This is a genomic window from Variovorax sp. GW822-FHT04A09 (assembly GCF_058801005.1).
Genome location: NZ_JBXAMV010000004.1, coordinates 559,020 through 582,106, shown reverse-complemented (window position 1 = coordinate 582,106; position 23,087 = coordinate 559,020). Strand labels below are relative to the sequence as shown.

The window sequence follows — 23,087 nt, the reverse complement described above, 5'->3', positions numbered from 1 at the left end:
TTGTCTCCTGTCGAATCATGGTCCGGCGCTGTCGGCGAGCCAGCGTGCGATGGCCTTGGCATCATCGTCGCCGAGGGTCTGCGGCGGCATCGGGATCGCCCCCCAGACACCGGTGCTGCCTGCCTTGATCTTCTGCAGCAGGTGGTCGGTCTGGCCGGGGTACTTTTTCGCGATGTCCGAGAAGGCGGGGCCGACGAGCTTCTGCGTCATGCCGTGGCAGGCGGTGCAGCTGTTCTTCTCGAGCAGCGCGACGGGTACCTTCGGTGCCGCGGCCGGTGCGCTGGTCTTCATGGCAGCAGCAGCCGGCGCCGCAGTGGCGATGCCGCGCTGTGCGCCCACCAGCCGGTTCTGGTCGGCGAGGTTGCCGTGGCTGCCGCGCGCATGCGGCGGCAACTGCGCGACGGACGACGCCGCCGGCACGCAGTCGCGCATGCAGGCCACGGTCGACACGTCGGGCTTCGTCGCGCGGCCGAACTCGCTGCCGGGCCACATCGCATGCGCGGTGGTGCCGCCGTTGCGGTTGGGCATGCGGGCCTGCACCTCGCGGATGTTCTTGTCGGACAGCGTGAAGTCGTCGGGCACGATGCCACCGAGGTTCAGCATGTAGGCGGTGACGGCATACACGTCGTCGGGCGTCAACGACTTGGGCTGGTTCCACGGCATGGCGCGGTACACGTAGTCCCACACGGTCGACAGGCTCGTAACCTTCATCAGCGTGGTGCGGCCCGGGAAGGCCGGGTCTTTCAGGCGCGCGACGTGGCCGCTCTTGATGTCCTCGGCCGTGGTGCCGCCGACGATGGGGCTGAACACCTGGTTCGATTCGCCGAACACGCCGTGGCACGAGGCGCACTTGCCTTCCCACAGGTCCTGCCCGCGCGTGACGGAGCCCGAGCCGGGCGGCAGGCCCTTGAAGTCGGGGCGCACGTCGATGTCCCACGCGGCCACTTCCTTGGGCGTGGCGTCGCGGCCGATGCCGGCGTAGCCTGCCGTCTTGGGCTGTGCCCATGCAGCCGCGCTGCCAGCGAGGACCAGCAACAGCAGCGCGCGCTTAGGAAAGCTGGACATTCGCCACCTCCCCGTTCGCCTGCACCTGCCACGACTGGATGGCGTTGTTGTGATAGATCGAACGCGTGCCGCGCACCGCGCGCAACTGCTTGTAGCTGGGCTGCACGTAGCCGGTGTCGTCCATCGCGCGGCTCTGGATGATGGCGGGCGTGCCGTCCCACACCCAGTCGATGTTGAAGCGCGTGAGGCACTTCGAGAGCACGGGCGATTCGAGCCGCGCGGTGCGCCAGTTGCGTCCGCCGTCCACGCTCACGTCCACGCGCTTGACCTTGCCGCGGCCCGACCATGCGAGGCCGGTGATGTTGTAGAAGCCCTTGTCGAGCAGCATCTGCCCGCCCGAGGGCGTGGTCACGACGCTCTTGCATTCCTGGATGCTGGTGTACTGGCGGTGCTGGCCGTCGGGCATGAGGTCGACGTAGTGCACGGTCTCGTCCTTGGCGCCGTAGGGCTGGTCGCCGAGTTCGATGCGGCGCAGGTACTTGACCCAGCTCACGCCCTGCACGCCGGGCACCACGAGCCGCAGCGGGTAGCCCTGCTCGGGCCGCAGCATCTCGCCGTTCTGGCCGTAGGCCACGAGCACCTCGCCGGAGCGGATGAGGCTCATGGGAATGGTGCGCGTCATCGACGAACCGTCGGCCCCTTCGGCGAGCACGAAGCGCTCGCCCTTCAGGTCGGCGCCCGCCATCTCGAGCAGCGTGATCAGCGGCACGCCGGTGAACTCGCTGCACGACAGCATGCCGTGCGTGTACTGGGCCGTGGGCACGGCGACGTTGCCCCACTCCATGCCAGTGTTGGCGCCGCACTCGATGAAGTGAAAGCGCGACACCGAGGGCAGCCGCATCAGCTCGTCGAGCGTGAAGACCTTCGGCGTCTTCACCATGCCGTTGACCATCAGGCGGTGCTTGGACGGATCGATGTCCCACCAGCCCTGGTGGTGCCGCTCGAAGTGCAGGCCGCTGGGCGTGACGATGCCGAACAGCGACTGCAGCGGCGCGAACGACACCGAGGCCTGCGCGGTCGGCGTGAGCCCCGGGCTCTGGCGGCGCTGCACGTTGGCTTCGTATTTGGAAGGCTTGCCGTAGCCGTCAGTGACGACCGGCTGGCCGAGGCCCGTGCTGTGCGCGGGCAGGTTCAATATCGCGGGGTCACCGTCGCCCACGGCGGTGCGCGTTTGCGCAAGCGCGGACGACGTGGCCGCCGTGCCTGCAACGGCGGCGGCGAAAGCGTTGCGGATGAAGTCGCGCCGCCCCTTGCCGGCTTCGGCGAAGACGGCGCGCACGCCCTGCGCGTCGAGAAAGTTCTCGGGTGCCTTTCGCACCTGCCCGGTCTGCTGGATGCTGCCGCTCATCGCGTCGCGTCCATGGGCCTTACTTGGCGCCGCCCAACACCCAGGCGGCCAGCGCCTTGGCATCGGCCTCGCTCATCGCAGGCTGCGCGGGCATGGGCACGGCGCCCCACTTGCCGGTGCTGCCCTTCTGGATGCTCGCGGTGAGCGCGGCGAGCGCGTCGGCCTGGCCGGTGTACTTCTTCGCGACGTCGAGGTAGGCCGGGCCGACCAGCTTCTTGTCGACCGCGTGGCAGGCGAGGCAGGCGTTCTTCTGGGCCAGTTCCTTGTTGGCAAGGGCCGGTGTCGACAGCAGCAAGGCGGTGACAGCGACGGCGAGCGACGGCAGTAGCAACTTCAAATCGGTCTCCTCGAAACGCGCCCCGAAGCGGCCGGTTTCATCGTTAAATAAGTAAATCGTTATGTATTGATTTTAGGGACGATCGTGAACAAGGGAAGGGCTTTGCTCTTGGGGGAAACCCGTTCGGTTTCGCCATGCATAACGTCAGCTTCGGACGGCGGTGCGCGCTTGCTGCAGGCGTGCTTCGAGGTAGGCGCCGTAGAAGTCCGAGTCGCCGCCGGTCAGGCGTTCGGCGACCTCGCGGCCGTTGCGGCCGAAGAAGAGCACGGTCGGCGCGACGCTGACGTGCCACGCCTTGATGAGCGCGTCGTGCGTGCGCGTGGTGCCGTCGAAGTCGCGCACGGTGCGCGCGTCGCGAAAGTCGATCTGCACCACGGGCAGGCCCGCGGCGAGTTCGGGCATGAGGTAGTGCTCGCGCACGATCTTGCAGAAGGGACAGCCTTGCAGGCTGGCCATGACGACCAGCGGTTGCGCGCGGGCCAGCGCCGCGGCGAGCGCGCCGGCCAGCGACGCAGGCGCGGGCAACTGCACATCGGCCGCATGCGCGGCCACCGGCGCGACGCACCACGCGGCCAGGCCCGCGGTCAGGCCCGCGAGAAGCTGCCGGCGCGTGCGCTCGCCGCTCATCGCGCCTCCTGCTCCAGCAGCAGGTAGGTGTTGTAGGCGTTCATGCGGTTGGCCACCTTGAACAGTGGCCAGGCCTCGAAGCGTGACCAGTCGGTGGCGGCGTAGGCCTCGTCGAAGGGCGTCATCTCGGTGGCGGCCTTCTGCATCGCGCCGCGCAGGAAGACGAGGTAGTCGCGCGTCTGCCGCAGGTCTTGCGCCGGGTCGTCCGACGCGGGGCCGTGGCCCGGCACGATGGTGCGCGCGTCGAGTGCGAGCAGCGCGTCGAGCGACGTGATCCAGTGCCGGCTGTCGGCCGAGCCCACGTAGGGCGTGCGGTTGCGGAACACGATGTCGCCGGTGAACAGCACCTTCTGCTGCGGCAAAAAGATGGCGAGGTCTTCAGGCGTGTGCGCAGGGCCGGCGGGCTGGATCACGAAGCGCGTGCCGCCGATGGTGAGCTCGGTGCGCCCGTCGATCCACACGTCGGCCGGCACCAGCCGCGTGCGCTCGTCGATCCACGGTGCGAGCTCCTGGCGCGAGGCCTCGAGCCGCAGCCGCGCGGTGTCGGACGTGAGGTAGCTCTTGCCCCGCGCGTGCGCCACGATCTGCGCGCCCAGCGCCTTGAACACCTGCAGGCCGTAGATGTGGTCGGCGTGGTAGTGCGTGAGGATGACGTGGCTGATCGGCTTGGGCGTGAGCTTGCGGATCTCCTCCACCATGCGCTCGGCGACGGCGGGCGAGCCGAGCGCGTCGATCATCACGACGCTGTCGCGCGTGACGACGAAGCCGGCGTTGGAGATGAAGTTCTGGTTCTCCTTCGAGCCCAGCGCGGGGATGCCCTGCACGTAGTAGATGTCGGGCGCCACCGGCAGCGGGCGGATCTCGGGCGCGGCGAACGCGGCACTGGCGCTCAGCCAGAGCGCCGCGCACATCAGCAGCGCCTTCGCGCGAACGGCGGTGGGCCGGCACGGGAACATCGTGGGTCGTCTCCTGCGGGCTGGGCGGCGAGGGCCGCGGGCTTGCCCGGCTGTAAATATAAGCAGAAGATGATATTTTGCGGGCAACGACAACAGCCAGAGGGTTTCCCCATGAGACACGCATTCATCGCTTTCCTGCTCGCCATGGTCGCCACGTTCGCGGGCGCGCAGGAGACCAAGGTGGTCTACCACGTCAATACCGGCGTGGAGAGCAGCGCCGCCATCCTCGCGAACATCACGAACCACCTGAACGCGGACCCGAAGGCGAAGATCGTCGTGGTCACGCACGGCCCCGGCATCGACTTCCTGCTGAGCGACGCCAAGGACAGCAAGGGCCGCGAGTTCAGCGGCCCGGTGAGCGCATTGGCCGGACGCGGCGTGGAGTTCAAGGTGTGCAACAACACGCTCACCACGCGCAACATCGACGCGGGCAAGCTGCTGATGGAAACCAAGGTGGTGCCCTCGGGCGTGGCCGAGGTGGCGCGGCTGCAGGCGAAGGAAGGCTACGTCTACCTGAAGCCCTGAGGCGCAGAAGCCGGCTGACGCCGGCCTTCTTCTCTTCTTATTCCTGTTCGATGGCGATCTGCACGCAGATGCTGCGGCACAGCGCCACCACGGTCTCGTTCGCGATGCTGTAGTAGATGCTCACGCCGTCGCGGCGTCGGGCGAGCACGCCCGCCTGGTAGAGCGTGTTCAGGTGCTGCGACATGTTGGGCTGCGTGGTGTCGATCTGCGCGAGCAGCTCGCTCACGTTCTTCTCGCCGTTGCACAGCAGGCTCACGATCTTCAGCCGCATGGGCGCAGCCATGGCCCGGAACAGGTCGGCGGCCATGTCGAAGACCTCGTCCTCGGTGACAGCCGCGGACTTCTTACGGGGTTTGGTGGCCATGCTGAATAGGTTCATGCGCAGGTCGCAATGTACATCGGCCCTTGGCGGCGCGAGCGATGTCCCGGCGGCCGTACGGCGATTGCACGCGGCCGCCGCGTCACAAAAGCGACGCGCTGCCCGTCTTCGGGGTGCGGGGATGTCCCCGCGCAACCACCCGGAGCACCCACCATGCACGCGACGCCAAAGATAGCCCTGCCCTATCGGGGCCATTGCCACGTCTTTCTCGACAGCGTTCGGACGCGATCTAATAATCAAAGCACTTTCTTTGATAAAAAAGCAGGTTGCGTATGAACAAACAATCCAGGACCTGGCTCGGCGCCGGTCTCACGGTCGCGGTGCTGGGCGCGGCGGGCTACGGGCTCGTGGCGAAATTCCAGCCGGCCCATGCACAGGGCGGCGCCATGCCGCCGGCCAAGGTGGCGGTGGCCCCCGCGCGGCAGACCGAGATGGCGCGCTTTCTCGGCGGCATCGGCACGCTGGAGGCCAACCGGCAGGTCGAGGTGCCGGCCGAGGTGGAGGGACGGGTCGCGAAGATCCTGTTCACGCCGGGCGCGCAGGTGCGCGCCGGCCAGTTGCTGGTGCAGCTGAACGATGCGCCCGAGCAGGGCGACCTCGAACGCTTGCGCGCCCAGCAGGCCAATGCCAGGGCCCTGCTCGAGCGCACGCGCCGCCTGCTGCCGCAGCAGGCCGCCACGCAGGAGCAGATGGAGCAGGCGCAGGCCGCCTTCGACCAGGCCAGCGGCGAGTTGCGGCGCGTGCAGGCGCTCATCGAGCAGAAGCACATCCGGGCGCCGTTCGACGGCGTGCTGGGCATCCGCAAGGTCAACCTCGGCCAGTTCGTGCGCGCCGGCGATGCGCTGGTGTCGCTCACCGATGCGCGCACGCTGTTCGCCAACCTCACGCTGCCCGAGAACGCGCTGCCGGCGCTGCGGCGCAATCAGGCGGTGGCGCTCGCGGTCGACGCCTACCCGGGCCGCGTGTTCCCCGCCAAGCTCAGCGCCATCGAGCCGATGATCGGCAGCGACACGCGCACCGTGCGGCTGCAGGCCACGGTCGACAACGCCGACGGCGCGCTCACGCCCGGCATGTACGTCAACGCCAAGGTGGCGCTGCCCGCGCGCGCCGACGCCATCGCGGTGCCTGAAACCGCCATCACCTACAGCACGCACGGCGACTCGGTGTTCGTGGTGCGCGCCGGCGACAAGGGCGACGGCTTCTCGGTGCAGCAGGTGTTCGTGAAGACCGGCGAGCGGCAAGACGGCCTGGTCGTCGTCGAGCAGGGCCTGAAGGCCGGCGAACAGGTCGTCACCTCGGGCCAGCTGCGCCTGTACAACGGCGCCGCCGTGGCCCCGGCCGCGAAGGACACGCTGGCCCTGCAGGACGCGAAGTCATGAAGTTCACCGACCTCTTCGTGCGCCGGCCCGTGCTGGCGCTGGTGGTGAGCACGCTCATCCTGCTGCTCGGCGCGCGTGCGCTGGGCGACCTGCCGGTGCGCCAGTACCCGCTCACCGAGAGCACCACGCTCACCATCACCACGCAGTACCCCGGCGCCTCGCCGGAGCTGATGCAGGGCTTCGTCACGCAGCCCATCGCGCAGGCGGTGGCGACGATCGAGAACGTCGACTACCTCTCGTCGTCGTCCACGCTGGGCCGCAGCGTGATCAGCGTGCGCATGAAGCTCAACGCCGACGCCAACCAGGCGCTCACGCAGGCCATGGCGCAGGTCAGCCAGGTGAAGTACCGGCTGCCGGCCGAGGCCTTCGACCCGGTGATCCTCAAGTCGTCGGGCGAGGCCACGGCCGTCGCCTACGTGGGCTTCTCGAGCAAGACGATGCCCGTGCCGCAGCTCACCGACTACCTCTCGCGCGTGGTGCAGCCGCAGTTCGCGTCGATCGAGGGCGTCTCGGGCGTCGAGGTGTCGGGCGGGCAGACGCTCGCGATGCGCGTGTGGCTGGACGCCAACCGCATGGCCGCGCGCGGCATCTCGGCCGGCGAGCTGGCCGACGCGCTGCGCCAGAACAACGTGCAGGCCGCACCCGGGCAGGTGAAGGGCCTGTACGTGGTGTCGAACATCCGCGTGAACACCGACCTGGTGAACGTGGCGGAGTTCCGCGACATGGTCATCAAGCGCGACGGCGATGCCATCGTGCGGCTGGGCGACGTGGCCACGGTGGAACTCGGCGCGGCGAGCGCCGACAGCAGCGCCACGATGGACGGCGACAAGGCCATCTACCTCGGCCTGCAGGCCGCGCCCAACGGCAACCCGCTGGTGATCGTGAAGCGCATCCGCGACCTGCTGCCCGGCATCAAGCAGAACCTGCCGCCGGGCGTGGAGGTGCAGCTGCCCTTCGAACTCGCGCGCTTCATCGAGGCCTCGATCGACGAGGTGCAGAAGACGCTGCTCGAAGCCATCGCCATCGTGGTGCTGGTGATCTTCCTGTGCCTGGGCTCGCTGCGCGCGGTGCTCATTCCGGTGGTGACGATTCCGCTGTCGATGCTGGGCGCGGCGGCACTGATGCTGCTGTTCGGCTTCAGCATCAACCTGCTCACGCTGCTGGCGATGGTGCTGGCCATCGGCCTGGTGGTGGACGACGCCATCGTGGTGGTGGAGAACGTGCACCGCCACATCGAGGAAGGCAAGTCGCGCGTGCAGGCCGCGCTGATCGGCGCACGCGAAGTGGCCGGCCCGGTGATCGCGATGACGCTCACGCTGGCCGCGGTGTACGCGCCCATCGGCCTCATGGGCGGGCTCACGGGGTCGCTGTTCAAGGAGTTCGCCTTCACGCTGGCGGGCGCGGTGGTGGTGTCGGGCGTGATCGCGCTCACGCTGTCACCGGTGATGAGCTCGTTCCTGCTGCCGCAAGATGCCACGGCGGGCCGCATGGCGCGCTATGCCGAAGCCTTCTTCCACAAGCTGGCCACGGCCTACGGACGGCTGCTCGACGTGTCGCTGCACCACCGCTGGGTCACGGGCCTGCTGGCGGCGGCCGTGCTCGTGAGCCTGCCCTTTCTGTACAACGCGGCGCAGCGCGAACTGGCGCCCGGCGAAGACCAGGCGATGGTGATGACCGTCATCAAGTCGCCGCAGCACGCCAACATCGACTACGTCGAGAAGTTCGGCCAGAAGTGGGACGAGGTGCTGGCCAAGCTGCCCGAGAACACCGGCCGCTGGCTCATCAACGGCTCGGACGGCGTCTCCAACAGCATCGGCGGCGTGCAGCTGTCCGACTGGAACGCTCGCCAGCGCAACGCCGACCAGATCCAGGGCGACGTGCAGGGCGGCATGAACGAGGTCGAGGGCAGCAGCGTGTTCGCCTTTCAGCTGCCGTCGCTTCCCGGTTCGACCGGCGGGCTTCCGGTGCAGATGGTGATCCGCAGCGCGGGCGACCATCGCAGCGTGTTCGAGGCGATGGAAACGCTGAAGAAGGCGGCGCGCGAGAGCGGCAAGTTCGCCGTGGTCGACAGCGACCTGGAGTTCAACAACCCCGTGACCGAGGTGCGCGTGGACCGCGCCAAGGCCAACAGCATGGGCGTGACCATGAAGGCCATCGGCGACACGCTGGCCGTGCTGGTGGGCGAGAACTACGTCAACCGCTTCGGCATGGACGGGCGCTCGTACGACGTGATTCCGCAGTCGCCGCGCGATCAGCGGCTCACGGCCGAGGCGCTCGCGCGCTACTTCGTGAAGAGCGCGAGCGGCCAGCCTGTGCCGCTGGCCAACCTGGTGCAGCTGTCGACCAGCGTGGGGCCCAACAAGCTCACGCAGTTCAACCAGCTCAACGCCGCGACCTTCCAGGCCATTCCGATGCCGGGCGTGACCATGGGCGACGCCGTGGCGTTCCTCAGCGAAGAGGCCAAGAAGCTGCCGGCCGGCTTCAGCTACGACTGGCAGTCGGACGCGCGCCAGTTCACGCAGGAAGGCTCTGCCCTGGTGATGGCCTTCGTGTTCGCGATCGTGGTGATCTACCTGGTGCTGGCCGCGCAGTACGAGAGCCTGCGCGACCCGCTGATCATCCTGGTCAGCGTGCCGATGTCGATCTGCGGCGCGCTGGTGCCGCTGGCGCTGGGCTTTGCCACCATCAACATCTACACGCAGATCGGACTGGTGACGCTCATCGGGCTCATCAGCAAGCACGGCATCCTGATGGTGGAGTTTGCCAACGAGATCCAGGAGCGCCTGAACCTGGAGCGCCGCGCCGCCATCGAGCAGGCCGCGCGCATCCGGCTGCGCCCGATTTTGATGACCACGGCCGCGATGGTGGTGGGCCTGGTGCCGCTGCTGTTCGCCAGCGGTGCGGGCGCCAACAGCCGCTTCAGCATCGGCCTGGTGATCGTGGTCGGCATGCTGGTGGGCACGCTGTTCACGCTGTTCGTGCTGCCCACCATGTACACGCTGCTGGCGCGCGACCACCGCACGGTGGGCCGCTCGCAGCGCGCCGCCGAACTCGAGGCGCTCGTGGCGCGCGAGCCTGCCGGCGACACCGTCTGAGACACCGGGAGCATGACCATGACGACAAGACTTTTCTCCTACGCCGCGCCGTTCGCCCTCAGCCTGCTGGTGCTGGCGGGTTGCGCGGTCGGGCCGAAGTACGCCGCGCCGAACGATGCGCCGGTGGCCATCGCCGCCCCCGAGCGCGCGCTGTTCGCGCCCGACGCGGTGCAGCGCGACTGGTGGCGCCAGCTCGACGACCCGCAGCTCGACGCGCTCATCGAACGCGCGCTGGCCGGCAACCACGACATCCGCATCGCCCACGCGCGGCTGCTGGAAGCGCGTGCGATGCAGACCGAGGCCGAGCTCGACCGCCTGCCCGTGGTGACGCTGGGCGCCAGCAAGACGCGCAGCATCGCGCAAGGCAACGGCGTGCCGGCCGATGCGCGCACGCTGGCCCAAAGCAGCCGCGCCGGCTTCGACGCCGGCTGGGAGATCGACCTCTTCGGCCGCCTGCAACGGCTGGACGAAGCCGCCACCGCGCGCGCCCAGGCCAGCGCGGCCGACCTCGAACAGGTGCGCATCGTGGCCGTGGCCGAACTGGCGCGCAACTACTACGAGATGCGCGGCGCCGAGCAGCGCCTGGCCGTGACGCAGCGCACCCTCGACAGCCTGCGCCAGAGCCTGCGCGTGACCGAGGCGCAGGTGCGCACCGGGCGCGGCCTTGAAGGCGACCTGGCGAGCGCGCAGGCCAACCTGGCCAGCACCGAGAGCCAGCTGCCCGCGCTCGAGACCACGCGCCGCCAGGCCGCCCACCGCGTCGCCGTGCTGGCGGGCCTGCGCCCGGCCGAGCTGACGCCGATGCTGCAGCCGCACCCGCTGCGCGTGCTCGACAAGCGCCTGCCCATCGGCGACCTGGGCGAACTGCTGCGCCGCCGCCCCGACGTGCTGCGCGCCGAGCGCGGCCTGGCCGCCAGCACCGCCGACGTGGGCGCGGCCACGGCCGAGCTCTACCCGCGTGTCGACATCGGCGGCTTCCTGGGCTTCATCGCACTGCGGGGGGCCGACCTGGGCAGTTCGTCGAGCCGCGCCTTCAGCGTCACGCCCGGCGTGAGCTGGCCTGCGTTGCGGCTGGGCTCGGTCAAGGCCCGCCTGCGCGGCGCCGAGGCCCGTGCCGAGGGCGAGCGCGCCGTCTACGAACAGACCGTGCTGCGCGCCATCGAGGACGTCGAAAGCGCCCTCACCGGCTACGGCCAGAACCAGTTGCGCCTGCAGCGGCTGCTGGAGGCCTCCGCCCGCAGCGGCCGCGCCGCCGAACTGGCCGAAGTGCGCTACCGCGAAGGCGCCGCGCCCTACCTGAGCGTGCTCGACGCGCAGCGCACCCTGCTGCGCGCGCAGGATGCCGTAGCCGAGGCTGAAACGGCTTCTTTCACCAGCCTCGTGGCGCTGTACAAGGCGCTCGGCGGGGGGTGGCAAGCGCCCACGGATGCGAGGGGAGGCCCAACCACCTGACAATGACGCTGTTTTCCTCCCACGACCGAAGCTGCCATGTCCGCCCCCGATGCCACCAAGCCCACCTGGATGCCGCACCAGCCGGCAGACCGCATCCTCTCCACACTGAAGACCCGTGGCGCGCTCGGCATCCCCGACATCGCCAAGGTGCTGCACGTGACGGTCGAGGCGGTGCGCCAGCAGATGTCCAAGCTCGAGACCGAAGGGCTGGTGGACGCCGAGAGCCGCTCCAGCGGCCGCGGCCGTCCGACCCAGATCTGGCGGCTCACCGGCGAGGGCCACAAGCGCTTTCCCGACACGCACGCCGAGATGACGGTGCAGATGATCAGCGCCGTGATCAGCGTGTTCGGCGAGAAGGGCATGGACCAGCTCATCGGCGCGCGCGAAGCCACCATGCGCGCCACCTACACCGAGGCCATGCGCGGCGCGCGCAACCTCGAGACGCGGCTCGAACGGCTGGCGGACATCCGCAGCCGCGAGGGCTACATGGCCGAGTACCGGGCCGAGGGCGACGGCTTTCTCTTCATCGAGAACCACTGCCCCATCTGCACCGCGGCGCAGGCCTGCACCGGCTTTTGCCGCAGCGAGCTGCAGCTCTTCGACGAGGTGCTGGGGCCCGAGGCCGACGTGAGCCGTGTCGAGCACGTGCTTGCGGGCGCGCGGCGCTGTGCCTACCGCATCGTGCCCAAGGCCCGCGCCTGATCCATCCTCTTGTTTTTATTCACCAACTAGAAAGAAAGACTCCACCATGGAACACACCCTTCCCCCGCTGCCGTACGCCATCGACGCTCTGGCCCCCGAGTATTCGCAGGAAACGCTCGAGTTCCACCACGGCAAGCACCACAACGCCTACGTGGTGAACCTGAACAACCTGCAAAAGGGCACCGAGTTCGAAGCGATGACGCTCGAAGAGATCGTCAAGAAGTCCAGCGGCGGCATCTACAACAACGCCGCGCAGATCTGGAACCACACCTTCTTCTGGAACTGCATGAAGCCCCAAGGCGGCGGCGCACCGACCGGCGCGCTGGCCAAGGCCATCGACGCCAAGTGGGGCAGCTACGACGCCTTCAAGGAAGCCTTCGTGAAGTCGGCCGTGGGCAACTTCGGCTCGGGCTGGACCTGGCTGGTGAAGAAGGCCGACGGTTCGGTGGACATCGTGAACACCGGCGCCGCCGGCACGCCGCTGACCACCGCCGACACCGCCCTGCTGACGGTGGACGTGTGGGAGCACGCGTACTACATCGACTACCGCAACCTGCGCCCGAAGTTCGTCGAGACCTTCCTGGCCAAGCTGGCCAACTGGGACTTCGCGGCGAAGAACTTCGGCTGAAGCCCGCGCTGTCGGCATGAAGAAAAAGCCGGCCTGCGGGCCGGCTTTTTCATGGGCGCGCCGTCACCATCCAGTCGATCCAGCGCGCCACGTGCGCCTGGTCGAGGTCGAAATAGTGGGTGTGGGCGCCCAGGCCGAGGCAGGCCTCGTGCTCGGCCGCGACGCACCAGGCCGGCGGCGTCGTCACCTGCTCGTAGGGCTTGTCGTCCTCGCCCCAGAGCCAGCGGCCCACGTAGTCGCCCGCCGTGTAGAGGTTGACCCAGCGGGCCACGCCGACCTGGGCCGCGCTCGGCCCGCCGCCGTTCGCGTCTTCCGCCGTCACCCAGCCGTAGAGGTGCGGAAAGCGCGCCGCATACAGCTGGCGCAGCGGGCAGCCGGCGGTGAGCAGCAGGAGGCGGCTCCTGTTGAGCGCCGCCCAGAGGTCGGTCACCCGCGCATCGACCTGCTGCGCCGCGCGGAACTGCAGGTAGCGCAGCAGCTCGGTCGAGATCACCGTGCCCTGGCTGTGGGCCACGATCACGATGCGGTCGTAGCCCTGCGCCGCCACGTGCTCCAGCAGCGACACGTAGCGCGAGAAGATGCGCGCGCGCGGAATGGCGCGGCGCGGGAACTCGCGGAAGTGGCCGTCGACGTCCAGCGCCACGTCGAGCGGCATGCGCAGGCCCGGCACGGTGCGCGTGAGAAAGCCGCCGAGCAGCGAGACGGAGGCGGCCAGCGTGGCGGCGGTGAAGATCAGCGGCTTGAGCCCGCTTTGCGACAGCGCCGACACCCAGATCACCGCATCGTCGATCCACCCGCCGACCGAGACGTTGCACTGCTTGAGCACCAGCAACAGCGCCACCGCGAAGGCGACCACCACGCTGGCGCTGGTCAGCACGGCGACGAAGCGGTCCAGTCGCCGGTAGCCCGCGCCGAGCCAGCGGCCCAGGCCCTGCGAGGTGCCGAAGGCCACCTTGAGCTCGGCAAACAGGCTGGGCACCAGCACCGCCACCAGGTAGGCCAGCAGCGACAGCGTGAGGCCGGCCGTCAAGGCGAAGGCCTGCGTGCTCTTCTCGTAGCGGCTGTGCAGGAAGTTCGCGCCGTCGGCCCAGTAGACGTCCTTGCCGAACCAGAACGGCGCGTAGTCGACGTCCTTCGCGCCGAGCTCCACGAGGTTCGTCAGCACGGCCCACGACACCATCGACAGCGCCACGAACGCCGCCACCGACACGAACAGCCCCAGCCGCCCCGTGGCGATGCTGGCGCGCGCGGCGGCGCCGCGGTCGGGCACCGTCTCCCCGGCGAGCAGCCAGGCGATGAGCAGCACGCCGGCCACGCCCCACCAGGCCACGACGCCCAGCAGCAGGTACTCGACCACCCGCATGCCGGCGCGCACCCAGTGGCGCAGGTCGTCCGTGGCGCCCGCGGCCGAGGCGTCGATCGCCACATGCACCAGCAGCGCCGCCGCGGTCAGCGCCATCAGCCCCAGCCCCCAGGTGCGCGCCGCCGGAAAGCGGTCGCGCGCGATGCGCAGAGCGCGGTCGGCCAACGCGGCGAGCAGCGCCAGCCAGGCCACGCCGACCACCCAGTGCGCGGGCACCAACGCCCACAGGAACCCGCCCGACAAGAGCGCGTACAGGCCCACCACGATCCGCGAGGAAGCCTGAGTGCGCGCCTGGTAGCAGTACCACCAGATCGCCAGCACCGGCACCGCCACGGCCAGCACCCGGCGCAGCAGTTCGGTGAGCGACAACGCATGGGGCGCGGGCTCGACCCGCGCCAGTCCGCCAAGCCCCGCGATCACCAGCCCGACCAGCAGCAGCTGCAGGAAGAGGTTCGCCAGCAGGTTGGCAAAGGCCCAGTCGAGCGCGGTCTGCAGCTTCGCCAGGCAGGCCCAGCGCCGCGCGCCCGGAGGCCTGGGCTTCCTGTTCACGCCAGCCGCCTCGGCGGCGCGGTCCACCGCGTCGCGGCCCAGCTGCGAGAGGCGGAACACGATGGTGAAAAGCTCGGCGACGATGCGCGCCACCGAACCCGGCAGGCGCGACAGGTCGGCCCAGTACATCTCGTGCACGTCGATGCGCTGCTGCACCGGCTGCCCGTGGGCATCGGTGGCGTCGCGTGTCATGCGCACGCGCGTGGCCTCGTAGGCCTCGTGGTCGGGCTCGGCGCGCTGCGACTTGAACAGCAGGTAGTCGCTGAAGGCGATGTCGGGGTTGCTCTTCTTCAGCTCGCGCGGCGTGAGCGGCCCGCGTCCCTTGGCGGCGCGCACCACGCCCGCGTCGTCGGCCTCGGCGGTCGAGATCCAGTCGTCGGCGCTGAAGTCCGAGGTCTTCGACTGCCGCATCGCCTTGCGCACGGGCGGCACGTAGGCCTTCTGCGCGGCGCCGCCTTCCGTGGCGGCCTTCTCGGTCTTGTCCTGATGCCCCGTGCGCTGCTGCACCATCGAGGTCAGCGGCGGCACCGGCAGGAGGTGGCTGTCGCAGTCGGCCTGGCGGTAGGTCGCGCCGGGGCCGGGGTGGTTGAGCATCAGCGAGGCGATGGCGCGGGCCGTGTCGCCGGCCTTCTGGTCGGCCACGCCGTGGATGGCGATGACCGCGACGCGCTCGGGGCGCGCGGGTGGTTCAGGCGTTGGCTGCTCGGGCGGCGGTGCGCTCATGTGGGAACTCCTCCATGCCAGGCCGGTGCATGGCAGGAGGAATTGTCCGCAGCGCGTCGCCCTTGGCTTCCCCCAAACGGGGGATGCCGGATGGACAGGGGTTGCTCAGACGTTGATGAGGTTCAGGATGTTCCCGTCCGGGTCCTTGAACCACGCGACCTTCATGTCGCCCATGACGTGGATGTCGCCCGCGAGCGTGGTGTCGGGCATGTCGTAGTGCTCGAAGCGCACGCCCTTGGCCTTGAGCGCGGCCACGAGGCGCTCGATGTCGCCGTCGACCGACCAGGTCACGGCCGTGGCCTGGTTGGTGCCCGCGAAGGCCGAGCGGTAGACGTTGAGCCGCGTGTTGCCGCTGCGGTAGACGATGACCTCGTCGCCTTCGGCATCGACCTGCGCCAGGCCGAGCGTGTCTTCGTAGAAGCGTCGGGCCACGGCGAGGTCTTTCACCGCCAGGTTGGCCACTGCATCGATGTGTCCGAGCATGGGTGCCTCCCGCAAAGAGGAAGGGCGCCCGGAAGCCGCCGAGCGCCGGGCGAGCCAGAAATACTCAACCATTTGGTGGAGTATTCGACGCGCGATGGGCGGTGTCAAGGCGTCCGAAAGTACGCACCGCCCCGCGTTCTGCCCCCGCCAGCCGAGACGAGGGCCATCGCGAACCGCGAAAACCCTGCGCCGGCACTTCCGGCAGACTGCATCCCCCCTGCCCCCAGAACGAGACAATGCCCCCCATGACCCCATCGAACTTCCTCCGTCCGCTGGCCTTCGCGCTGGCCTTCACCGCCGTGGCGGCCACCGCCCCGGCCCACGCCCAGACCGCCGCCTACCCCGCCAAGCCCATCCGCATGGTCGTGCCCTTCCCGCCCGGCGGCGGCACCGACATCCTGGCGCGCCTGGTCGCGCAGAAGCTCACCGAGGCCAACCACTGGACCGTGGTGCCCGACAACCGCGCGGGCGCCGGCGGCACCATCGGCATCGCCGAGGCCGCGCGCGCCACGCCCACGGGCTACGACATCGTGATGGGCCAGAAGGACAACATGGTCGTCGCGCCCTGGCTCTACAAGAGCCTGAGCTACAACCCGGTGAAGGACCTCACGGCCGTGGCCCACGTGGCCTACACGCCCGTGGTGATCGTCACGCAGGCCAATTCGAAGTTCAAGACGCTGGACGACGTGGTGAAGGCCGCGCGCGCCGCGCCCGACACCATCACCTACGGCTCGCCGGGCAACGGCACCACCATCCACCTGGCCGGCGAGATCTTCAACGGCGCCGCCAAGATCAAGATGCGCCACGTGCCCTACAAGGGCTCCAACGCGGCCATGATGGACGTGCTCGCGGGCAACGTCGACCTGATGGTGTCGTCGGTGCCTTCGGCCATGGCGCAGATCAAGGCCGGCAAGCTGCGCCCGCTGGCCGTCACCTCCGCCAAGCGCAGCACCTCGCTGCCCGACACGCCCACCGTGGCCGAGCTGGGCTACAAGGACTTCGACGTGAGCACCTGGTACGGCGTCTTCGTGCCGGCCGGCACGCCCAAGGACATCGTCACCACGCTGAATGCGGCAGTCAACAAGCTGCTGGCCACGCCTGAAATGAAGGCGGCCATCATTGCCCAGGGCGCGGAGCCGCAGAGCATGACGCCGGAGCAGTTCGCCGCGCTGCTGAAGACCGACTACGAGAAGTGGAAGGGGATCGTGCAGGCCTCGGGCGCGACGATCGAGTAAGAGGGGTTTTCATACCAGGAACACCGCGGAACCGGCTTTGCCGGGCCGCTGGTGTTGCCCCCGGCAGGGGGTTGGCGAAGCGACACGAAGTGCGCGAAGCCTGGGGGCGAGCTCAATCAGGCACGAACTTCGCGTTGAAGATCTCCACGTCCGCCGCGTCCTCGAACGTCGCCACCTGCCCCATCTTGCCGTCGCTCATGCGGCAGGCCGAGAACAGGCTGTAGCGGCCCTTGAAATAGAACTCGTCCATCACGATCAGCGCGTACGGGTACGGCACGAACACCTGGTGCTCGAAGACGATGCGGTGCACGTTCCTCGGCGACGGGAAGAGCTTGTATTCGACGGTGTCGATGGACTTTGCGGTGGCCATGATGCTGTCGCCGCGTTCAGGCCGGGTCGCGCACGTCGGCCACGGGGTTGCTGCCGAAGTCCGCGCGCGCCAGGTAGGCGAGCACCTTGGTCGCCGCGCTCTGGGGGCTGTCGAGCCGGCCTTCTTCCTTCATGCTCACGAAGCGCGTGCGGTCCGGGAACTGTTCGGCCGAAGCGCCGCGCAGCTGCACCTGCATGTCGGTGTCGATGATGCCGGGCGCCAACGACACGATGCGCGCGCCGTTCGGCGCATGCACCTCTTCGAGCGCCACGGCGCGCGAGAAATGGTCCATGCCGGCCTTGGCCGCGCAGTACGGCGCCTGGCTGCCCAGGGCGTTGCGGCCCAGGCCCGACGAGATGTTCAGCACCTTGCGCGCGCCGCGCCATTCGCGCGTGCCGCCCAGGAAAGCGGCCGTGAGCAGCATCGGCGCCTCGAGGCCGATGCGCAGCGCCTGCGCCAGCTCGGCCGGCACGGCGCGCGACAGCGGCGCGGGGTTGCCGACGGTGCCGGCGTTGTTGATGAGCGTGACGCTGTCGAAGCGCTGGCCGTCCAGCGTGCGCAGCCAGTCCGACAGGCGCGCCGCGGCGGCCACCGGGTCGGACAGGTCCTGCTCCCATTGCATCAGTTCAGCGCCGGTCGCCTTGGGGGCTTCGGCCAGTTCGGGCGAGGGCTTGCGCGCGATGCCGAGCACCGTGTGGCCGGCCTGCAGCAGCTGTTCGGCCATGGCACGGCCCAGGCCGCGCGAGGCGCCGGTGATGACGGTGAGGTGGGAAGAGGCGGAGGTGGTCATGGTGGTGTGGGAGCAGGAGAAGGCCGCAAGGCTAAGGGATATCGAAAGGCCGCGCGCGTCAGCCGGTACGGAACTGGGCGCGCAGGAAGTTGCGGTGGCGGGCGATGTGCTGCAGCTGCGCGGGTGCGATGGAGCCGCCGAGGTCGACCTCGTCCGCGCCGTTGAGCACCGCGTTGGCGTTCGCCATGGCGCGGGCCACGACCTCTTCCTCGCTCACGCCGAGCTGCGCCGCCAGGTCGAGCGCGACGCGGCGCATGGCGCGCTGCGACAGCATCCACATCGCGCCGAAGCGGTCCCAGGCCAGCGCGGCCTCTTCCGACTTCTCGCGGTCGGCCAGGATGTCCTTGAGCGGTCGCGCCAGGATCTCGTTGAGCGCGTCGATCTGTTCGCCCAAGGCCTCGGCGCGGTCGATGGCTTCTTCGAGCGTCGGGCCGTCGTCTTCCTCGTTGCGGGCCTGCGTGGCCTGTTGCTGCTGCGGCGGAAGAAAGCTCGCCTGTGCGTCGGCGGGCACGATCTGCAGGTGGTCGGAGAGGGCCATGTTTTTTTCTTTCAGTTCGAGGTGCTGTTGTTCTTGCGGCTGGACATCGCGGTGGCGCGCAGGCCCGGCAGGTCGAGCACGCGCAGGCCACCGTACTCCACGCGGATCAGCCCCTGCGCCGACAGCGCATTGAGCGCCTCGTTCACGCGCTGGCGCGACAGGCCGACAAGGTACGCCAGTTCCTGCTGCGTGATGCGCAAGACCTCGCCCACGCCGGGGTACAGCACCGGGTTGAACAGCGACACCAGGTTGCGCGCCACGCGCGCGTCGGGGTTGTTGAGGCGGTCGATCTCCAGCGCCGCGATGAACTGGCCCAGCCGCTCGTTGAGCTGGTTCATCACGAAGCGGTTGAAGCCGATGGAGTGGTCCAGCAGCCAGTGGAAGCTCTCGATCGGCAGCCCCGCCACGAGGCTGCGGCGCAGCGCCTGGATGTTGTAGCGGTAAGGCTCGCGCTTCATCACCGTGCCCTCGCCGAACCAGCCGCCGGGCGGCACGCCGGTGTAGGTGACCGAGCCGCCGTCGGCGTTGTCGTTGCTCATCTTCAGCAACCCCTCGACCACGCCGAACCAGTAGGTGGGCGAACGCCCGACGCGGCACACCAGGTCGCCGGGCTCGGCCTCGCCCACCACGAGCGTGGCCTCGGCGCGGCGGCGCTCGGCGGGCGTGAGCGTGGGCAGCCACGGAATGCCGTCGAGTTCAGCGGCATTGGCGGGGCGCACGCGGTCCTTGATGGAACCGCCGAGCACGTTCTGTGGGTTGAGGTTGCCAGGAGGCATCGGGAAACTCCGGGGAGTAGTGTCCCTAGGATTGTCGTTGGAACGACAACCGGGCGTCAAAGTGGGACCTACGATCCGGCCACTGTGCAAACCACCGCCCCCACCTTCCCCCGTCTGCTGCTCGCGCATGCCGAGGCCCGTCCCGAGGCTCCCGCCGTGCGCGAAAAAGACCTTGGCATCTGGCAAACCTGGACCTGGAACGCCGTGGCGCAGGAAGTGCGCGAGATGGCCTGCGGTCTGGCAAGCCTTGGCTTCAAGGCCTTCGACAACCTCGCGATCGTCGGCGCCAACCGACCGCACCTGTACATGGCCGTGCTCGCCGCGCAAAGCCTGCGCGGCGTGCCCGTGCCGCTGTACCAGGACGCGGTCGCCAGCGAGATGGTCTTCATGCTGAACGACGCGAGCATCGAGTTCGTCATCGTCGAAGACCAGGAGCAGGTCGACAAGCTGCTCGAATGCCGCGAGCTGCAGCAAGGCCAGGAGGGCCAGCAGCAGGGCATCCGCCACATCATCTACGACGACCCCAAGGGCCTGCGCCACTACGAGCAGCCGGGGCTCATGAGCTACGAGCAGCTGCGCGAGCTGGGCCGGGCCTTCGACAAGGCCAACGCCGGCTACTACGACCGCGCCGTGGCCAGCGGCGAGGCCAGCGACGTCGGCGTGATCCTCTACACCTCGGGCACCACCGGCCGCCCCAAGGGCGTGTGCCAGACGCACGCCAGCTTCATCGCGGCGGGCCGCGGCGGCGTCGAGACCGACAAGCTCGGCCCCGGCGACAACATCATGAGCTACCTGCCGATGGCGTGGGTGGGCGACCACCTGTTCTCGGTGGCGCAGTGGCTGGTGGGCGGCTTCACGCTCAACTGCCCCGAGTCGGCCGAGACGGTGATGAACGACATGCGCGAGATCGGCCCGAGCTACTACTTCGGCCCGCCGCGCACTTTCGAGGGCTTGCTCACGGCCGTGTCGATCCGCATGGAAGACGCGGCCGCGCCCAAGCGCTGGCTGTATGCGAAGTTCATGGCGCTGGCACAGCGCGTGGGCGCCGACATCCTGAACGGCGCACCGGTGAGCACCGGCGACCGCTTCATGTACAGCCTGGGCAACCTGCTCATCTACGGCCCGCTGCGCAACGTGCTGGGCATGAGCCGCATCCGCGTGGCCTACACGGCCGGCGCGGCCATCGGGCCCGACCTGTTCCGCTTCTACCGCTCCATCGGCGTGAACTTGAAGCAGTTCTACGGCCAGACCGAGACCTGCGCCTACGTGTGCCTGCAGCAGGACGGCAAGGTCAAGCTGCAGACCGTGGGCACGGCGGCGCCGGGCATCGAGCTGAAGATCGCCGACGACGGCGAGGTGCTGGTGCGCGGCGTGTCGGTGCTCAAGGAGTACTACAAGCGCCCCGACGCCACGGCCGAAGTGCTCGACGCCAACGGCTACTTCCACACCGGCGACGCGGGCGTGCTCGACAGCGAAGGCCACCTGCGCATCATCGACCGCGCCAAGGACGTGGGCCGGCTCGTGGGCGGCGCGATCTTTGCGCCCAACTACATCGAGAACAAGCTCAAGTTCTTCCCGCAGATCAAGGAAGCCGTGTGCTTCGGCAACGGCCGCGACGAGGTCTGCGCCTTCATCAACATCGACTTCGAGGCGGTCGGCAACTGGGCCGAGCGCCGCGGCCTGGCCTACGGCGGCTATGTGGACTTGGCCGGCAAGCCCGAGGTGCTGACGCTGGTGGCCGAGTGCATCGCCAAGGTCAACGCCGACCTCGCGGCCGAGGACGGCATGGGCGAGACGCAGATCGCGCGCTTCCTCGTGCTGCACAAGGAACTCGACCCCGACGACGACGAGCTGACCCGCACGCGCAAGGTGCGCCGCGGCTTCATCGCCGAGAAATACGCCGTGCTGGTCGATGCGCTGTACGGCGGCAAGACCGCCCAGTACATCGAGACCCAGGTCAAGTTCGAGGACGGACGCACGGGGGTTGTCAGCGCCACGCTGAAGATCAACGACGCCAAGACCTTCCCCATCGTGAAGGCCGCCGCATGAGCAACCGAAAGATTGGCGACGTCATCCTCGACGTCCAGAACATCAGCCTGAGCTTCGGCGGCGTGAAGGCGCTGACCGACATCAGCTTCAACGTGCGCGAGCACGAGGTGCGGGCCATCATCGGTCCCAACGGCGCGGGCAAGAGCTCGATGCTGAACTGCATCAACGGCGTGTACTGGCCGCAGCAGGGCTCCATCACCTTCCGTGGCCAGACCTTCAAGCACATGAACTCGCGCCAGGTGGCCGAGATGGGCGTGGCGCGCACCTTCCAGAACCTGGCGCTGTTCAAGGGCATGAGCGTGCTCGACAACATCATGACCGGGCGCAACCTCAAGATGAAGAGCGGCCTGTTCGCACAGGCGCTGCGCTGGGGCCCGGCCGAACGCGAAGAGCTGCAGCACCGCGAGTTCGTCGAGCACATCATCGACTTCCTGGAAATCCAGGCGCACCGCAAGACGCCGGTGGGCCGCCTGCCCTACGGCCTGCAAAAGCGCGTCGACCTCGGCCGCGCGCTGGCGATGGAGCCGCAGGTGCTGCTGCTGGACGAACCCATGGCCGGCATGAACGTCGAAGAGAAGCAGGACATGAGCCGCTTCATCCTCGACGTGAACGACGAGTTCGGCGCGACCATCGTGCTCATCGAGCACGACATGGGCGTGGTGATGGACATCTCCGACCGCGTGGTGGTGCTGGACTACGGCAAGAAGATCGGCGACGGCACGCCGGATGAAGTTCGGAACAACGAAGACGTGATCCGGGCGTACCTCGGCGTGGAGCATTGACCATGGGATTTTTCCTCGAAACCCTTTTCGGCGGCCTCATGGTCGGCATGCTGTATTCGCTGATCGCGATCGGCTTCGTGCTGATCTACAAGGCCTCGGGCGTCTTCAACTTCGCACAGGGCGCGATGGTGCTGTTCGCGGCGCTGGCCATGGCGCGCTTCGCCGAATGGTTCCCGCAGTGGTTCGGCTTCCAGAGCCAGATCCTCGCGAACATCCTGGCCTTCATCGCGGCCATGGCCGTGATGATCGTGGTGGCCTGGCTCATCGAACGGCTGGCGCTGAGCAAGCTGGTGAACCAAGAAGGCATCACGCTCCTGATGGCCACGCTGGGCATCGCCTACTTTCTGGACGGCGTGGGTCAGACGATCTTCGGCAACGACATCTACAAGATCGACGTGGGCATGCCCAAGGAACCGCTGATGGTGCTCGAAGGCACCTTCCAGGGCGGCCTGCTGCTGAGCCAGGAAGACCTGATCGCCGCGCTGGTGTCCGCCGCGCTGGTGGTGGTGCTGGCGATCTTCTTCCAGAAGACGGCCACGGGCCGTGCGCTGCGCGCGGTGGCCGACGACCACCAGGCCGCGCAATCGATCGGCATTCCGCTGTCGCGCATCTGGGTGATCGTGTGGTCGGTGGCCGGTTTCTCGGCGCTGGTGGCCGGGATCATCTGGGGCTCCAAGCTCGGCGTGCAGTTCTCGCTCTCGCTGGTGGCGCTGAAGGCGCTGCCGGTGGTGATCCTCGGCGGGCTGACCTCGATCCCCGGCGCCATCATCGGCGGCCTGCTGATCGGTGTCGGCGAGAAGCTGTCTGAAATCTATCTCGGCCCCATGCTCGGTGGCGGCATCGAGATCTGGTTTGCCTACGTGCTGGCACTGGTCTTCTTGCTGGTTCGCCCGCAAGGCCTGTTCGGCGAAAAAATCATCGATCGGGTCTGAGCAC

Annotated in this window: 22 protein-coding genes; 10 read left to right on the top strand and 12 right to left on the bottom strand. The window is 68.7% G+C overall.

Annotated elements, in window-relative coordinates; translation table 11 throughout:
- Nucleotides 1-15 precede the first annotated feature (15 nt).
- The 5 genes from AC1RLW_RS22845 to AC1RLW_RS22825 all read right to left on the bottom strand — a co-directional run bounded on the left by AC1RLW_RS22845 (nucleotide 16) and on the right by AC1RLW_RS22825 (nucleotide 4,333).
- Nucleotides 16-1,065 carry a c-type cytochrome gene (locus AC1RLW_RS22845; RefSeq protein ID WP_493195210.1) on the bottom strand — a complete coding sequence of 350 codons (1,050 nt, stop codon included), beginning with the start codon at nucleotides 1,063-1,065 and terminating at the stop codon, nucleotides 16-18.
- Nucleotides 1,049-2,413 carry a sulfite dehydrogenase gene (gene soxC / locus AC1RLW_RS22840; RefSeq protein WP_095747119.1) on the bottom strand — a complete coding sequence of 455 codons (1,365 nt, stop codon included), beginning with the start codon at nucleotides 2,411-2,413 and terminating at the stop codon, nucleotides 1,049-1,051. The genes AC1RLW_RS22845 and soxC overlap by 17 nt, the downstream gene beginning before the upstream one ends.
- 19 nt (nucleotides 2,414-2,432) lie before the next feature.
- Nucleotides 2,433-2,750 (bottom strand): c-type cytochrome, encoded by a 318-nt coding sequence (locus AC1RLW_RS22835; protein ID WP_062473853.1) that lies wholly within the window; start codon nucleotides 2,748-2,750, stop codon nucleotides 2,433-2,435.
- A 144-nt stretch (nucleotides 2,751-2,894) separates the two neighbouring features.
- Nucleotides 2,895-3,377 (bottom strand): thioredoxin fold domain-containing protein, encoded by a 483-nt coding sequence (locus AC1RLW_RS22830; RefSeq protein ID WP_493195209.1) that lies wholly within the window; start codon nucleotides 3,375-3,377, stop codon nucleotides 2,895-2,897.
- The gene (locus AC1RLW_RS22825; RefSeq protein ID WP_492737231.1) at nucleotides 3,374-4,333 is read right to left on the bottom strand and encodes an MBL fold metallo-hydrolase; all 960 of its coding nucleotides are present in this window, start codon (nucleotides 4,331-4,333) and stop codon (nucleotides 3,374-3,376) included. The genes AC1RLW_RS22830 and AC1RLW_RS22825 overlap by 4 nt, the downstream gene beginning before the upstream one ends.
- 111 nt (nucleotides 4,334-4,444) lie before the next feature.
- On the opposite strand from AC1RLW_RS22825, the gene AC1RLW_RS22820 reads away from it, so the two are divergent.
- Nucleotides 4,445-4,858, top strand: a complete 414-nt coding sequence (locus AC1RLW_RS22820) for a DsrE family protein (RefSeq protein ID WP_493195207.1) — start codon at nucleotides 4,445-4,447, stop codon at nucleotides 4,856-4,858.
- A 37-nt stretch (nucleotides 4,859-4,895) separates the two neighbouring features.
- Here the strand turns inward: AC1RLW_RS22820 and AC1RLW_RS22815 are convergent, their stop codons facing one another.
- The gene (locus AC1RLW_RS22815; protein WP_062473861.1) at nucleotides 4,896-5,222 is read right to left on the bottom strand and encodes an ArsR/SmtB family transcription factor; all 327 of its coding nucleotides are present in this window, start codon (nucleotides 5,220-5,222) and stop codon (nucleotides 4,896-4,898) included.
- A 287-nt stretch (nucleotides 5,223-5,509) separates the two neighbouring features.
- On the opposite strand from AC1RLW_RS22815, the gene AC1RLW_RS22810 reads away from it, so the two are divergent.
- The 5 genes from AC1RLW_RS22810 to AC1RLW_RS22790 are packed head-to-tail and all read left to right on the top strand — an operon-like array spanning nucleotide 5,510 to nucleotide 12,493.
- On the top strand, nucleotides 5,510-6,616 hold the full coding sequence (locus AC1RLW_RS22810; protein WP_369630538.1) for an efflux RND transporter periplasmic adaptor subunit: 1,107 nt from the start codon (nucleotides 5,510-5,512) through the stop codon (nucleotides 6,614-6,616).
- Nucleotides 6,613-9,711: a MexW/MexI family multidrug efflux RND transporter permease subunit gene (locus AC1RLW_RS22805; protein WP_492686919.1), complete on the top strand. Its 3,099-nt coding sequence runs from the start codon at nucleotides 6,613-6,615 to the stop codon at nucleotides 9,709-9,711. Before AC1RLW_RS22810 ends, AC1RLW_RS22805 begins: the two co-directional genes overlap by 4 nt.
- A 12-nt stretch (nucleotides 9,712-9,723) precedes the next feature.
- Complete coding sequence (locus AC1RLW_RS22800) at nucleotides 9,724-11,163, top strand: efflux transporter outer membrane subunit (RefSeq protein ID WP_493195204.1); 1,440 nt, start codon at nucleotides 9,724-9,726, stop codon at nucleotides 11,161-11,163.
- A gap of 36 nt (nucleotides 11,164-11,199) precedes the next feature.
- Nucleotides 11,200-11,865: a helix-turn-helix transcriptional regulator gene (locus AC1RLW_RS22795; protein ID WP_492686917.1), complete on the top strand. Its 666-nt coding sequence runs from the start codon at nucleotides 11,200-11,202 to the stop codon at nucleotides 11,863-11,865.
- A gap of 46 nt (nucleotides 11,866-11,911) precedes the next feature.
- Nucleotides 11,912-12,493 (top strand): superoxide dismutase, encoded by a 582-nt coding sequence (locus AC1RLW_RS22790; RefSeq protein ID WP_487847486.1) that lies wholly within the window; start codon nucleotides 11,912-11,914, stop codon nucleotides 12,491-12,493.
- Nucleotides 12,494-12,542: 49 nt separating this feature from the next.
- Here AC1RLW_RS22790 and AC1RLW_RS22785 read toward each other — a convergent pair whose 3' ends face one another.
- Together AC1RLW_RS22785 and AC1RLW_RS22780 are read right to left on the bottom strand one after the other, a co-directional pair.
- Nucleotides 12,543-15,128 (bottom strand): hypothetical protein, encoded by a 2,586-nt coding sequence (locus AC1RLW_RS22785; RefSeq protein WP_493195201.1) that lies wholly within the window; start codon nucleotides 15,126-15,128, stop codon nucleotides 12,543-12,545.
- Between the two features lie 105 nt (nucleotides 15,129-15,233).
- Nucleotides 15,234-15,611, bottom strand: a complete 378-nt coding sequence (locus AC1RLW_RS22780; RefSeq protein ID WP_493195200.1) for a VOC family protein — start codon at nucleotides 15,609-15,611, stop codon at nucleotides 15,234-15,236.
- Between the two features lie 245 nt (nucleotides 15,612-15,856).
- Between AC1RLW_RS22780 and AC1RLW_RS22775 the strand changes: the two genes are divergently transcribed.
- Nucleotides 15,857-16,846 carry a Bug family tripartite tricarboxylate transporter substrate binding protein gene (locus AC1RLW_RS22775; RefSeq protein ID WP_487847488.1) on the top strand — a complete coding sequence of 330 codons (990 nt, stop codon included), beginning with the start codon at nucleotides 15,857-15,859 and terminating at the stop codon, nucleotides 16,844-16,846.
- A 112-nt stretch (nucleotides 16,847-16,958) separates the two neighbouring features.
- Here AC1RLW_RS22775 and AC1RLW_RS22770 read toward each other — a convergent pair whose 3' ends face one another.
- Genes AC1RLW_RS22770 through AC1RLW_RS22755 form a run of 4 tightly spaced genes read right to left on the bottom strand, consistent with a single transcriptional unit; the run spans nucleotide 16,959 to nucleotide 19,320 of the window.
- Nucleotides 16,959-17,216 carry a hypothetical protein gene (locus tag AC1RLW_RS22770; protein WP_062473877.1) on the bottom strand — a complete coding sequence of 86 codons (258 nt, stop codon included), beginning with the start codon at nucleotides 17,214-17,216 and terminating at the stop codon, nucleotides 16,959-16,961.
- A gap of 16 nt (nucleotides 17,217-17,232) precedes the next feature.
- The gene (locus AC1RLW_RS22765; protein WP_493195197.1) at nucleotides 17,233-18,006 is read right to left on the bottom strand and encodes an SDR family NAD(P)-dependent oxidoreductase; all 774 of its coding nucleotides are present in this window, start codon (nucleotides 18,004-18,006) and stop codon (nucleotides 17,233-17,235) included.
- A 58-nt stretch (nucleotides 18,007-18,064) separates the two neighbouring features.
- Nucleotides 18,065-18,544, bottom strand: coding sequence for a hypothetical protein (locus AC1RLW_RS22760; protein WP_062473882.1), 480 nt, complete (start codon nucleotides 18,542-18,544; stop codon nucleotides 18,065-18,067).
- Nucleotides 18,545-18,555: 11 nt separating this feature from the next.
- On the bottom strand, nucleotides 18,556-19,320 hold the full coding sequence (locus AC1RLW_RS22755) for a Crp/Fnr family transcriptional regulator (RefSeq protein ID WP_062473884.1): 765 nt from the start codon (nucleotides 19,318-19,320) through the stop codon (nucleotides 18,556-18,558).
- Nucleotides 19,321-19,404: 84 nt separating this feature from the next.
- On the opposite strand from AC1RLW_RS22755, the gene AC1RLW_RS22750 reads away from it, so the two are divergent.
- From AC1RLW_RS22750 to AC1RLW_RS22740, 3 genes are read left to right on the top strand one after another with little or no spacing between them, the layout of a single operon-like run.
- Nucleotides 19,405-21,369, top strand: a complete 1,965-nt coding sequence (locus AC1RLW_RS22750) for an AMP-dependent synthetase/ligase (protein WP_139700548.1) — start codon at nucleotides 19,405-19,407, stop codon at nucleotides 21,367-21,369.
- Nucleotides 21,366-22,151: an ABC transporter ATP-binding protein gene (locus AC1RLW_RS22745; protein WP_062473888.1), complete on the top strand. Its 786-nt coding sequence runs from the start codon at nucleotides 21,366-21,368 to the stop codon at nucleotides 22,149-22,151. The genes AC1RLW_RS22750 and AC1RLW_RS22745 overlap by 4 nt, the downstream gene beginning before the upstream one ends.
- Before the next feature lie 2 nt (nucleotides 22,152-22,153).
- Complete coding sequence (locus AC1RLW_RS22740; RefSeq protein WP_070062998.1) at nucleotides 22,154-23,083, top strand: branched-chain amino acid ABC transporter permease; 930 nt, start codon at nucleotides 22,154-22,156, stop codon at nucleotides 23,081-23,083.
- Nucleotides 23,084-23,087 lie beyond the last annotated feature (4 nt).